The following is a 13,893-nucleotide window of genomic DNA, read 5'->3' as shown; positions in this document are numbered from 1 at the left end:
TTGTCACTGCATTGAATTTCATTCGGAGAAATCCATGACTGCAAAGCCATCAAACAGCCGCAGAGAGTTTCTGCACAAATTGACTGCCACAATTGGTGGAACGGCAACGCTGGCTTTGACAGCAAATACGCTGCAAGCTGCTCCGCAAAAAATTATCGAAGCACCCAATGAACCTGCTCCTGCTGCGAAAGGTTATCAACACACCAAACATGTTGATACCTACTATCAGCTGGCTGACTTTTAAAAGACTGACGTTATGAAACTGACTAAACGTGACCCGGCAGCCATCATCACTGGCGTTTCAGGTGTTAATCGTCGAACCTTCCTGAAAGGTTCAGGCATAGCCGCCGGTGGTGCCGCTTTTATGAGCATGCTGCCCACCGCGATGATTCAAAAAGCCGATGCAGCCGAACGCCGTCAAGCAGCTTATGACGAAGGTGAAATCACTCGGGTCCGCAGTGTCTGCAGTCATTGTAGTGTTGGTTGTGGTGTAACTGCTGAAGTACAAAATGGCGTTTGGATTGGTCAGGAGCCGAGCTTTGATCATCCGTTCAATCTTGGTTCACATTGTGCCAAAGGTGCGTCAGTTCGTGAACATGGTCACGGTGACAAACGTCTCAAATATCCAATGAAAAAAGTCGATGGCAAATGGCAACGTTTGTCATGGGAACAAGCCATTGATGAAATCGGCGACCAGATGCTGAACATTCGTGAAACCTCCGGTCCGGATTCAGTTTACTGGTTGGGTTCAGCAAAATTCAGCAACGAACAAGCCTATCTGTTCCGTAAGTTTGCTGCGTTCTGGGGTACCAATAACGTCGATCACCAAGCTCGTATCTGTCATTCCACCACAGTAGCCGGTGTTGCCAACACCTGGGGCTTTGGGGCAATGACCAACTCGTATAACGATATTCATAATTCCAAAGCCATTTTCATTATCGGCGCGAATCCAGCTGAAGCGCATCCGGTTTCACTGCAACATATTTTCCGTGGTAAAGAACGTGGTGCACCGATAATTGTTGTCGACCCACGTTTCAGTCGTACCGCGGCACATGCCGATCAATTTATTCGTATTCGCAGCGGTACTGATATTCCGTTTGTCTGGGGTATGTTGTGGCATATTTTTGAAAACGGCTGGGAAGATAAAACCTTTATCGAACAGCGCGTTTTTGGCATGGACGAAATCCGCAAGGAAGTAGCAAACTGGCCTCCTGCAGAAGTTGAAAGAGTGACTGGTGCCAAAGAAGCAGATATTTACCAAGCTGCTAAAACCATGGCTGAACACCGTCCCGGTACCGTTATCTGGTGTATGGGTATTACTCAGCATACAGTCGGTAACAGCAACACTCGTGCTTTATGTATTTTGCAATTAGCACTTGGCAATATGGGTGTTTCCGGTGGAGGCACCAACATTTTCCGTGGTCATGATAACGTTCAGGGCGCGACGGATTTTGGTGTGGTTTCCAATAGTTTGCCAGGTTATTACGGTTTGGCAGAGGGAGCTTGGGAACATTGGGCTCGCGTTTGGAATGTCGAGCTGGATTGGATCAAACAAAAATTTGATCAAACCAAATACGAAGAAGTCGAAGGCACCATGGTGTCACCGATGTATACCAACGGTATTACGGTGTCACGCTGGATTGACGGCGTTTTAGAAAATAAAGATAACATCGAGCAGAATGATGCCATCAAAGCGATGGTGTTATGGGGACATGCTCCAAACAGTCAGACCCGTGGCCCGGAAATGAAAGAGGCGATGGAAAAACTCGACTTGCTGGTAGTTGTTGATCCTTATCCTACAGTTTCTGCTGTAATGAACGATCGCACCGATGGCGTGTATTTATTGCCGGCCTCAACCCAGTTTGAAACCTATGGTTCATTGACCTCATCCAACCGTTCAGTGCAATGGCGTTTTCAGGTTATCAAACCTTTATTCGAATCTTTGCCTGATCACACCATCATGTACAAATTCGCTAAGAAATTTGGCTTCGAACAAGAGCTGTGCAATCAGATTGAAGTAAATGGTGAAGAACCATTAATCGAAGATATTACCCGCGAATACAACAGAGGCATGTGGGCGGTGGGTTATACCGGCCAGTCTCCAGAACGTTTGAAGTTGCAATCTGAAAATCTGCATACCTTTAACACCACCACATTAAAAGCCGAAGGCGGCCCATGTGATGGTGAAACCTATGGATTGCCTTGGCCATGTTGGGGTACGCCGGAGATGAAACATCCCGGAACCCACATCATGTATGACAATTCAGTTCCTGTAGCTGAGGGCGGTGGGCCGTTCCGTGCACGTTTCGGTGTCGAATATGATGGCGTTAATTTGTTATCCGAAGGATCCAGCACAGTAGGCGCAGAACTCACCGACGGCTATCCAGAATTTACCGCCGATATGCTCAAAGAATTGGGCTGGTGGGATGATCTGACTGATGAAGAAAAAGTCGAAGCCGAAGGCAAGAACTGGAAAACCGATTTGTCCGGCGGTATTCAACGCGTTGCCATCAAACATGGCTGTGCACCGTATGGTAATGCTAAAGCCCGCGCGATAGTCTGGCAGTTCCCGGACCCAGTGCCAATTCACCGTGAGCCTCTCTACACAACTCGTCGTGATCTGGTTGAAAAATATCCAACCTATGAAGATCGCCGTAGCTTCTATCGTCTGCCGACCCGTTATGGATCAATTCAGGCACAGGATTTCAGCAAAGATTTCCCATTAATCATGACCAGTGGTCGATTGGTGGAATATGAAGGCGGCGGTGAGGAAACTCGGTCTAATCCTTGGTTGGCTGAATTACAACAAGACATGTTTATTGAAATCAACCCGGCTGATGCAAACAATGCTGGTGTTAAAGATGGTCAGCAAGTTTGGGTAGATGGTCCTGAAGGCGGAACCATCAAAGTTATGGCAATGGTCACTCAGCGTGTAGAACGCGGTGTCGTATTTATGCCATTCCACTTTGGTGGGCATTATCAGGGTAAAGATTTGATTGATAACTATCCGGAAGGCACTGTGCCGCATGTTCGTGGTGAATCGTGTAACACCGTATTCACCTATGGTTATGACTCTGTTACGGCGATGCAGGAAACCAAAGTTTCCCTCTGTCGTATCCGTGCTGCCTGATTAAGGGGATTGCTAAATGGCTCGAATGAAGTTTTTGTGTGATGCCGAGCGTTGTATTGAATGCAATGCCTGTGTCACCGCCTGTAAAAATGAACATGAAGTACCTTGGGGCATTAACCGTCGCCGGGTCGTCACCATTGATGATGGTATTCCAGGTGAAAAATCCATCTCAGTTGCTTGTATGCATTGTACTGATGCGCCTTGTCAGGCCGTTTGCCCAGTAGATTGTTTCTACACTACGGCTGATGGTGTCGTATTGCATGACAAAGATATTTGTATTGGATGTGGCTACTGCTTTTATGCTTGTCCGTTTGGTGCGCCGCAATATCCTCAAGAAGGCGCTTTTGGTGCTCGTGGCAAAATGGACAAATGTACTTTCTGTGCTGGCGGCCCTGAAGAAGATAATTCTGCTGCTGAAGTCGAGAAATATGGCCGTAACCGTTTAGCCGAAGGTAAATTACCTTTATGTGCTGAAATGTGTTCGACCAAAGCCTTGATTGCCGGTGATGGTGATATCGTTGCTGACTTGTTCCGTAGCCGTGTAGTGCGTCGTGGCGGCCGTCCTGATAACTGGGGTTGGGCAACAGCCTACAAGGATTAATCATGAAGCTGATTGTTTTTTTGCTTGGCGCATTTCTGCTGACTGCCTGTTACGAAGATACTGATGTCACTATGCATAAAGCTGGCGTTTATAAGGGCAAAGAAGATAGTCATGCTCTGTCTGCCGAGGAACGTGCTGAAGTGCTGAAGCTACGTTTCAACAGCGTTCAAACGGATCGCTAACGGAGTAAGCATGTCTGCATCTGCTGCTATGAACAATCGTAAAAAAACATCGCTCTGGGCGATGCTGATCATTGTATTGGCAATTCTGGTATTACCGTTAACCGGTTATTTGTATGTCAGTGTCACCGATCAACCGACAGCCTTTGAGCAGACCAATCCACGAGCCGATACTTGGCGTCAGGTGCGTGAAGGCAACAAAGGCTACACTGCGGTAACAGGTCAAGAAACTAATGTATTGATTCAAGGTGCTGGTCAAAACTGGCGTCAATTGCGTAATGGTCCTATTGCCACCTATGGTGCATGGTTACTCAGTGGTGTTCTGGTGATTCTTGCCGCATTTTATTTGTTACGGGGTGAGGTCAAACTCAATCATCCAAGAACTGGCAAAACCGTTGAACGCTGGACTTTAAACGAACGTCGTTTGCATTGGACCACCGCTACGCTATTTATCTTGTTGGCGATCACCGGGCTGAGTTTGTTATACGGTCGCTATGCTTTAATTCCATTACTCGGATATCCAGGATTTTCTGCCTACGCAACCGCAGCTAAATGGATACATAATGTATTGGGACCGGTGTTTATGGTCGCTTTGTTTATCATTCTGATTAAATGGTTCAAACAAAATCTATTCACCAAAGTAGATATCCAGTGGTTTAAAGACTTTGGCGGTATGATCGGAGATAAACATCCCTCTGCTGGCAAATTCAATGGTGGTGAAAAAGTCTGGTTCTGGACCTTGGCCACAGCGGGCGTAGCATTGTGTTTTTCAGGTCTGGTTTTGGATTTCCCTAATTTTGGCCAAGAGCGTTTCGTTATTATTGTTGCCCACCTGATTCATATCCTGACAGCGATGCTGTTGATGGCATTTTCGCTGGGCCATATCTACATCGGTACCGTTGGTACTGAGGGTGCATTGGAAGGCATGACGACGGGGCAGGTAGATGTCGCATGGGCAGAACAACATCATGATTTGTGGTTAAAAGAACTCCAGCAGCAGGAACAAAATACCAAGCATTAATTTGCGCAAACTGAATACCTGTTAACAGCCGGGCGGTGAAAACTGTTCGGCTGTTTTCATTTTCAGGATTCTTAACAATACATATTTATGATCCAATTTGGATCAGGGTTGCTATTCATCCGACAGTTTTCTTATCCCCATCCACTCAATCTGCCACTATTTAGTGCATTTTTGACCTTCACCAAATCCCTGCCTGCAGAACAATATTCAAAAGCCTGATTTGGCTTTACTTTTTGCTCATCTCCATACTTCACATCAACTCTTAGCCATGATAGTTTTGACTGGATATTTTTTAATATAAAAGCCAAAGTAGGCTACGAAGTGAGAGAGAGGGCAGTACATGATCGATCAACCAATCAGTGCTCAAAAAACTGGAAAACCAATCAAGCTGGCAAGAGTCACCAGTAAAGGTCGGCAGATAGATCCAAAAGCACTGGCGGAAGTACGGCAGTTACTTGGCGATGCATCCAGACAAAAAGATTTACTGATAGAACATCTGCATAAAATTCAGGATTTTTACAAACATATTTCGGCCAATCATCTGGTGGCTTTAGCCTATGAAATGAAATTATCACGGGCTGAAGTTTACGAAGTTGCCACGTTTTATCATCATTTTGATGTGATTAAAGAAGGCGATGCCATTCCTGCCGATTTAACTGTGCGCGTCTGTGACTCAATGAGCTGTGGCATGGCTGGAGCCGAAGAACTGGTCAGTTCTCTTGAATCGGCAATGGGTGAAAAAGTACGTGTACAGCGGGTTCCGTGTATCGGTCGTTGTGACAAAGCACCCGTCGCCGTTGTCGGTATGCATCCGGTTGAATTTGCTGATGTTCAAAAAGTCGATGAGTTGGTTGAAAAGGGCATAACTGAACCGGAAACCCTGGCACCGATTTTGTTTGAACAATATCTGGCAAACGGTGGTTACACCATTTATCAGCAATGTATGGCCGGACAGCATGATGTGAATAATGTGCTCGATATGATGGATGACTCTGGGCTGCGTGGTTTAGGTGGTGCGGGTTTCCCAGTAGGTCGTAAATGGCGCATCGTGCGTGATCAACCTGCACCAAGATTAATGGCCGTCAATATTGACGAAGGCGAGCCTGGCACTTTTAAAGACAAATATTATCTGGATCGTGATCCGCACTGTTTCCTGGAAGGCATGTTGATCGCCGCCTGGGCTGTCGGTATCGATGAAATCTATATTTATCTGCGTGATGAATATGCGGCTATTCGCGTCATGCTGGAACAAGAACTTGCCAAGCTGCGTGCACATCCTCCTGTTCAAAAATTACCAACGATTTATTTACGTCGCGGTGCCGGAGCTTACATCTGTGGTGAAGAGTCAGCGATGATTGAATCCATAGAAGGAAAACGCGGCATGCCACGCTTGCGTCCACCGTTTGTAGCTCAAGTGGGTTTATTCGGTCGGCCAACGTTGGAACACAATATGGAATCACTATATTGGGTTCGCGATATTCTCGAAAAAGGTCCGCAATGTTTCACTGACCATGGGCGTCATGGCCGTAAGGGGCTGCGTTCCTTCTCTGTTAGTGGTCGAGTTAATAAACCCGGCGTGCACCTCGCACCAGCCGGCATCACTATGCGAGAGTTAATTGATGAATATTGTGGCGGTATGCTGGAAGGGCATGAGTTTTATGGCTATTTTCCAGGCGGTGCGTCGGGCGGAATTTTGCCAGCCTCACTGGGTGATGTGCCGTTAGATTTTGATACCTTGCACGAATATGGTTGTTTTATCGGCTCAGCTGCGGTGATTGTTTTCTCTGATAAAGACAGAGCCCGCGATTTGGCTGTTAATGCCATGCATTTCTTCGAAGATGAGTCCTGCGGCCAATGTACGCCTTGCCGCGTCGGAACAGCCAAAGCAGTCACCTTAATGAAACAGGCTAAATGGGACGAACCATTGCTCGAAGAGTTGTCTCAAGTAATGGTAGATGCATCAATTTGCGGTCTGGGGCAAGCTGCTCCAAACCCACTGCGCTGCGTCGTCAAGTATTTCCCTGAGGAGTTGAAATAATGGCCACTCAATTACAAGACAGCGTAGAAATGGTCGAATTTACGCTTAACGGCCAGAAAATCAGTGCACGCGCTGATGAAACCATCTTAAAAGCCGCCGAGCGTGAAGGTATCGAAATCCCACATTTATGTTATTCCGAGCGTGAAGGCCAAGACGGTAACTGTCGTGCCTGTATGGTCGAGATTGATGGGGAGCGCGTGTTAGCCCCTTCATGCTGCCGTTATCCTGGCAATGATATGAAAGTGCAAACCAATAGCGAACGGGCTTTGCATTCACAACGCATGGTAATCGAACTGCTTAAATCCGATGTTTCCGAAAAGCCGCATACACTGCATTCCGAACTGGATTATTGGGCCAGTAAATTAGAAGTCAGTACGCCGCGTTTCAAACCCCGTAAGCAAGTCGCACCGGATTTATCGCATCCTGGTATCGCAGTGAATATGGATGCCTGTATTCAATGCACCCGCTGTTTACGTGCCTGCCGTGATGAACAAAATAACGATGTCATCGGCTTGGCCATGCGTGGCAGTCATACCGAAATAGTCTTTGATCTTGCTGATCCAATGGGTGAAAGCACCTGTGTTGCTTGCGGTGAATGTGTGCAGGCTTGCCCGACCGGTGCGTTGATGCCAGCCAATGAAGTGGCGATGGTTGAACCGGATCGTCAGGTTGAATCAGTTTGTCCATATTGTGGTGTCGGTTGTCAGCTGACCTACAACATTAAAGACGACAAGATTTTATATGTTGAAGGTCGTGATGGCCCGGCCAACCATGGGCGTCTATGTGTTAAAGGACGGTATGGTTTTGACTATGTGCATCATCCACACCGTTTAACCAAACCGCTTATCCGCCGTGAAGGTGCACCAAAAACTGGTGACTTTACGATGGAACCCAACGATATTGATAAAATCTTCCGTGAAGCGACTTGGGAAGAAGCGCTGGATATGGCAGCAAAAGGCTTCCTCAACATCCGCGATGAAAAAGGTCCAAATGCATTAGCTGGTTTTGGCAGTGCCAAAGGCAGCAACGAAGAAGCGTATCTTTTCCAGAAGCTGATCCGTACCGGCTTCAAAACCAATAACGTTGATCACTGTACCCGTCTTTGCCATGCCTCTTCTGTAGTGGCATTACTTGAATGTCTGGGCTCCGGCGCAGTATCCAATCCGGTGGCTGATGTGGATAAAGCCGATGTCATCGTGTTGATTGGTGCCAATCCAACTGTTAATCATCCGGTGGGTGCAACGTGGATGAAAAATGCACTACGTGCTGGTACCAAACTGATTCTGCTGGATCCACGTACAACAGAATTATCGCGGATGGCGACACATCATCTGGCATTTAAACCGGGCAGTGACGTACCGATGCTCAACGCTATCATGCATGTCATTGTTGAAGAAAATCTGGTTGATCAAAGCTTCGTCGCCGATCGTACGCTGGGCTTTGAAGCAATGAAAAAACATCTGCAGAAATACTCTCCAGAACTGATGGAACCAATATGCGGTATTCCTGCACAAACCTTGCGTGAAGTGGCGCGGCTCTATGCCACAGCCAATACGGCAATGATTTTGTGGGGAATGGGCGTATCACAACACGTTCATGGAACGGACAATGCTCGCTGCCTGATCTCCTTGTCATTAATGACCGGACAGATTGGCCGTCCGGGAACCGGTCTGCATCCACTGCGTGGGCAAAATAATGTTCAGGGTGCTTCGGATATGGGGCTGATTCCTATGCGCCTGCCGGATTATTACAAAGTGCAAGATGACTCAGCACGCCACAAGCTTGAACAATTATGGGGTTCAGAAATTGATTCCAAACCTGGTTTGACGGTTGTTGAAATCATGGATGCAATTCATGAGGGCAAGTTAAACGGTCTATATATCATGGGTGAAAACCCGGCGATGTCGGATCCGGATGCCAACCATGCCCGTCAGGCATTGTCTGAGCTGGATATTCTGGTGGTGCAAGATATCTTCCTGACCGAAACGGCTTATCTGGCGGATGTTATTTTGCCAGCGTCAGGATTCCCGGAAAAAACCGGTACTTTCACCAACACTGATCGACTGGTGCAAATGGGACGCACAGCTATCCCAATGCCCGGTGATGCACGTCAGGATTTATGGATCATTCAACAGATCGCCCAACGTATGGAGCTCGACTGGAATTACGATGGGCCCAAGGAAGTCTTTGATGAAATCCGTAAAGCGGTTCCATCGATGGGCGGTATTACCTGGGAGCGTCTTGAACGTGAACATGGTGTGGTCTATCCATGTGAGCAGGAAGGTGATCCGGGTGAGCCAATTATCTTTACGGATCGCTTCCCGACAACTGATGGACGTGGCCTATTTGTTCCGGCAGATATTGTTGAGCCGGATGAGCGCCCAGATGATGAATATCCGTATATATTAATTACTGGTCGTATGCTGGAACATTGGCATACCGGCTCGATGACGCGTCGTTCGAATGTTCTTGATGCACTGGAACCAGAAGCGGTGGCAACTATCCATCCACTGACATTGGAAGAGATGAATGTCAGACCGGGTGAAATGGTGACTTTATCAACACGACGCGGTGAAGTATCTGTGGTGGCGCGGGTTGATGAAGCCGTACCAACTGGTGCGATATTTATGGCCTTCTGTTATTACGAAGCGGCGGTAAACAAGCTGTCTAATGCGGCTTTGGACCCAGCGGCCAAAATTCCAGAGTTCAAATATTGCGCCGTGAAGGTAACACCAGGCGGTGTACCACTGAAGTTTCATAGCTACGGTGGCGGTCAGTCGCAAAATAAATTAAGGCATTGAAACGGCCTCGGTGGCTTACATCACAAAAGGGCATGATTTCATGCCCTTTTTTATGTCATAACCGCGCATTCTTGCTAAGATAGCGGACGAATAATCTCTTGACGCAACAGGTCAAAAACATAAATGAAAATCCTCATTAGTAACGATGACGGCTACATGGCAAAGGGTATCCGCACATTGGCGCGTTCGCTTGCCGGTTTGGGGGAAATTACCGTGGTCGCTCCAGACCGTAACCGCAGTGGTGCCAGTAACTCGCTGACATTGGAAAATCCATTAAGACTGGATCGCATGGAAGACGGTGTTTACCGCGTAGAAGGCACGCCCACAGACTGTGTGCATTTGGCGATCACCGGCTTGCTGGAAGATGAACCTGATATGGTGGTTTCAGGCATTAATGCCGGCGCTAATTTGGGCGATGACGTACTGTATTCCGGTACCGTGGCTGCGGCGATGGAAGGGCGCTTTCTCGGATTACCGGCAATTGCCATTTCGCTGGCAAGTTTTGAAGGCAAACATTACGAAACAGCTGGTTGGGTCGCACAACAATTAGTCGAACGACTTAAATCTGTAGCATTACCCGCCGATACTATTTTGAATGTAAACGTGCCTGATTTACCGATTGAAGAAATCATCGGGTTTGAAAGCACCCGGCTGGGACATCGGCATAAAGCCGAACCGGTTATAAAAGAATTTGATCCGCGCGGCAGACCGATGTATTGGATTGGTCCCGCAGGGCAAGAAGAAGATGCCGGTCCCGGTACTGATTTTGATGCAGTTCGTCGCGGTGCCGTATCAGTCACGCCATTGCAAATTGATTTGACTCGATATGATGCCATTGATGGCGTTGCACGGTGGTTGGAAAGCACTTTGCCATGACTGCCGATCCTCGCGGAATAGGGATGACATCGCAGCGGACGCGGGATCGTTTGATCCAGCGACTGCAAGAGCGAGGTATCAAAAATATTCATTTATTGGCAGTGATGCGCCAGTGCCCAAGGCATTTATTTGTTGATGAAGCCTTAGCCAGCAGAGCATATGAAGACACGGCATTGCCGATTGGCCTGGGCCAGACTATTTCGCAGCCCTACATTGTGGCGCGTATGACCGAAATTCTATTGCAGGATGGTCCGAGAAATAAGGTATTGGAAATCGGTACAGGGTCGGGCTATCAGACAGCGGTGCTTTCAGCATTAGTGCCCAGAGTGTTCAGCGTAGAACGTATTGCCCCTTTACTGAAGCAGGCAAGGGAACGTTTCTATGAGTTAAAGCTCAATAATATTCGCCTAAAACACAGTGATGGCAGTTGGGGTTGGCCGGAAAATGGTCCTTACGATGGCATTATTGTCACTTGTGGTGCAGAGCAGATTCCACCAACCTTGCTGGAACAACTGGCTCCGGGAGGACGATTGGTTATCCCTGTCGGTGGCAGCAAAGGACAAATTTTAAAAGTGATTGATCGCGTTGGCGGTAAATTTGAAGAAACGGAATGGGACGCCGTTAGTTTTGTCCCACTGTTAAGTGGACAGATTGGATGAAATTATTTTCCGGGCTTTACGCAAGAGTCATGCAATGGGCGAGGCATAAATATGCCACCTATTGGTTAGCACTGGTCAGCTTTACTGAGTCCTCATTTTTTCTAATTCCACCGGATGTCATGTTGGCACCTATGTCCTTGGCCAGACCAGATAAAGCCTGGTTTTATGCTGGCCTGACCACTGTAGCTTCAGTATTAGGCGGATTACTAGGTTACCTGATTGGCTTATTTGCTTTGCAAATGGTTGAGCCATGGATCATTCAGTTTGGTTATGTCGAAGCCTATGAGACAGCCCAACAATGGTTTGCTGATTATGGCTTCTGGGCCATATTTTTAGCGGGATTTACGCCAATTCCCTACAAGATATTTACTATTGCTGCCGGTGCCGTTGGCATGTTGTTACTGCCATTTATTCTCGGCTCATTAATCGGTCGCGGCATGCGGTTTTTCCTGGTGGCGGGCTTAATGAAGTGGGGCGGCAAACCCTTCGAAGAAAAATTGCATTTGTGGGTGGATCGTCTTGGTTGGTTAACGGTGGGGTTATTAGTCCTGGCCTACTTTATTTTTATGTAATATGAAGTTTTTAACGAGCTTATTAATACTTTTATTGACGGCATGTAGTGGTGGCAGTGCATTAGCACCGATCGGCCGTGAAGGTGAAAGCCGTACGCAACCTCGGCCTCAGTCTCAGGCAGCCCCGACTCCGGCCCCGAATAGCTACACCGTGAAACGCGGTGATACCCTGTATTCGATCAGTTTCCGTTATGGCATGGACTATCGTGATGTGGCGCGTATTAACGGTATTCGTGCGCCATATACCATTTATGTCGGGCAACAAATTAAATTCGCTGGTGCGCCGACGACTACCACTGCAACCCGTCCAGCCCCAGCACAAACAAGGCCAAGCCAACCTTCTACACCGTCGGTAACACGGCCTTCAACGCCTTCACAGGCAACAAGACCTTCTACCGCCACACAAACACCGCAGGCTCGACCTTCGACACCGACTGTCACCACGGCTCCAGCAGTGACTGGTGCTAATGAAAGTATGGTTTGGCGCTGGCCAACGGATGGTCGTGTGGTCTCAACCTTTTCTGAATCTGGCCCCGGTAGAAAAGGCATTAATATCGTTGGCAAACCCGGTCAAGCGATAACAGCCGCTGCTGATGGCACCGTGGTTTATAGTGGCGATGGCTTGCCACGTTACGGTAATTTGTTGATTATCAAACACAATGACACATATTTAAGTGCCTATGCACACAACGATACCTTGCTGGTAAAAGAAGGCGATAAGGTGAAAAGTGGTCAGCGGATTGCCACCTTAGGTCGCTCTGGTACTCAGACCGATCAACTGCATTTTGAAATCCGCCGTAACGGTAAACCGGTCGATCCATTACGTTTTCTACCTAAACAATAAACCCCGTATTCCGTTACAATACCGGGTTTGCTAGGCAACATTATCAATCAATATCAATGAGGTATTAGCGTGGAACTCGGCGCGACGATGCAACGAATTAAAACTCTCCGCGATCGCAGTGACGATCTCAGGGGGTATCTTTGACTTCGATACCAAGGCAGAACGCCTAGTTGAAGTCACCCGCGAGCTGGAAGATCCAGCCGTATGGAATAATCCAGAAAACGCCCAGAAACTCGGACAAGAACGCTCAAGCCTAGAGCGAATCGTTAAAACCCTGTCTTCGCACAGTGAAGTTTTAGACGATGCAAAAGACCTGCTCGAACTCGCTGTTGAAGAAAATGACGAAGACACCTTCAATGCGGTGAATGCTGATCTGGACGAGCTGGAAAAAGGTCTGGAAAAACTTGAATTCCAACGCATGTTCTCCGGCAAGCTTGACGCCAACAGTGCCTATCTCGATATTCAATCCGGCTCTGGGGGTACAGAGGCACAAGACTGGGCCAATATCATTCTGCGAATGTATCTGCGTTGGGGCGAAGCTCAAGGTTACAATGTCACGCTGATGGAAGTCTCCGCAGGTGAGGTTGCCGGTATCAAGAGCGCTACCGTTCGCTTTGAAGGCGAATACGCCTTTGGCATGTTACGTACCGAAACCGGTGTACATCGTCTGGTACGTAAATCACCGTTCGATTCCGGTGCCCGTCGTCATACTTCATTTGCCTCGGTGTTTGTCTATCCGGAAGTTGATGACACCATTGAAATCGACATTAATCCGTCTGATTTACGTATTGATACCTACCGCTCAAGCGTGCCGGTGGTCAGCACGTTAACACCACCGATTCTGCGGTACGTATTACCCACGTACCCACCAACACCGTGGTTCAATGTCAGATGGAACGCTCACAGCATAAAAACCGTGACCAGGCGATGAGCCAGTTACGCGCCAAACTGTATGAGCTGGAATTACAAAAGCAAAACGAAGTCAAACAAGCCGCCGAAGAATCCAAATCGGATATCGGCTGGGGCAGTCAAATCCGCTCCTATGTACTCGATCAATCACGCATCAAAGATTTACGTACCGGTGTCGAAACCGGAAACACGCAGGCGGTTCTGGATGGCGATCTGGATCAATTCATTGAAGCCTCACTCAAATCAGGTTTATAAGCGAATCC

The 13,893-nt window shown here is 47.8% G+C and carries 11 protein-coding genes and 1 pseudogene; all 12 read left to right on the top strand.

The window, feature by feature from the left end; all coding sequences use genetic code 11:
- Positions 1 to 34: 34 nt before the first annotated feature.
- Positions 35 to 244 (top strand): Tat pathway signal protein, encoded by a 210-nt coding sequence (locus tag E8Q33_RS13200; protein ID WP_136555301.1) that lies wholly within the window; start codon positions 35 to 37, stop codon positions 242 to 244.
- A gap of 12 nt (positions 245 to 256) precedes the next feature.
- Positions 257 to 3,130 carry a formate dehydrogenase subunit alpha gene (locus tag E8Q33_RS13195; protein ID WP_136555298.1) on the top strand — a complete coding sequence of 958 codons (2,874 nt, stop codon included), beginning with the start codon at positions 257 to 259 and terminating at the stop codon, positions 3,128 to 3,130.
- A gap of 16 nt (positions 3,131 to 3,146) precedes the next feature.
- On the top strand, positions 3,147 to 3,731 hold the full coding sequence (fdh3B, locus tag E8Q33_RS13190; RefSeq protein WP_069296135.1) for a formate dehydrogenase FDH3 subunit beta: 585 nt from the start codon (positions 3,147 to 3,149) through the stop codon (positions 3,729 to 3,731).
- A gap of 2 nt (positions 3,732 to 3,733) precedes the next feature.
- The gene (locus E8Q33_RS13185; protein ID WP_136555296.1) at positions 3,734 to 3,913 is read left to right on the top strand and encodes a hypothetical protein; all 180 of its coding nucleotides are present in this window, start codon (positions 3,734 to 3,736) and stop codon (positions 3,911 to 3,913) included.
- Between the two features lie 10 nt (positions 3,914 to 3,923).
- Entirely contained in the window at positions 3,924 to 4,931 is a 1,008-nt protein-coding gene (locus E8Q33_RS13180; protein ID WP_136555294.1) for a formate dehydrogenase subunit gamma, read from the top strand.
- Positions 4,932 to 5,271: 340 nt separating this feature from the next.
- The gene (locus tag E8Q33_RS13175) at positions 5,272 to 6,969 is read left to right on the top strand and encodes an NAD(P)H-dependent oxidoreductase subunit E (protein WP_136555292.1); all 1,698 of its coding nucleotides are present in this window, start codon (positions 5,272 to 5,274) and stop codon (positions 6,967 to 6,969) included.
- Complete coding sequence (gene fdhF / locus E8Q33_RS13170; RefSeq protein WP_136555290.1) at positions 6,969 to 9,770, top strand: formate dehydrogenase subunit alpha; 2,802 nt, start codon at positions 6,969 to 6,971, stop codon at positions 9,768 to 9,770. Before E8Q33_RS13175 ends, fdhF begins: the two co-directional genes overlap by 1 nt.
- Before the next feature lie 123 nt (positions 9,771 to 9,893).
- Entirely contained in the window at positions 9,894 to 10,646 is a 753-nt protein-coding gene (gene surE / locus E8Q33_RS13165; protein WP_136555288.1) for a 5'/3'-nucleotidase SurE, read from the top strand.
- Entirely contained in the window at positions 10,643 to 11,305 is a 663-nt protein-coding gene (locus E8Q33_RS13160) for a protein-L-isoaspartate(D-aspartate) O-methyltransferase (protein WP_136555287.1), read from the top strand. Before surE ends, E8Q33_RS13160 begins: the two co-directional genes overlap by 4 nt.
- Positions 11,302 to 11,877, top strand: coding sequence for a YqaA family protein (locus E8Q33_RS13155; protein ID WP_069296142.1), 576 nt, complete (start codon positions 11,302 to 11,304; stop codon positions 11,875 to 11,877). Before E8Q33_RS13160 ends, E8Q33_RS13155 begins: the two co-directional genes overlap by 4 nt.
- Before the next feature lies 1 nt (position 11,878).
- The gene (locus E8Q33_RS13150; RefSeq protein ID WP_136555285.1) at positions 11,879 to 12,721 is read left to right on the top strand and encodes a peptidoglycan DD-metalloendopeptidase family protein; all 843 of its coding nucleotides are present in this window, start codon (positions 11,879 to 11,881) and stop codon (positions 12,719 to 12,721) included.
- An 87-nt stretch (positions 12,722 to 12,808) separates the two neighbouring features.
- A pseudogene (gene prfB, locus E8Q33_RS13145) lies at positions 12,809 to 13,885 on the top strand (peptide chain release factor 2).
- Positions 13,886 to 13,893 lie beyond the last annotated feature (8 nt).

This window comes from Methylophaga sp. SB9B (assembly GCF_004832235.1).
Lineage (GTDB): Bacteria > Pseudomonadota > Gammaproteobacteria > Nitrosococcales > Methylophagaceae > Methylophaga > Methylophaga muralis.
This window is presented reverse-complemented; position numbering and strand designations above follow the sequence as displayed.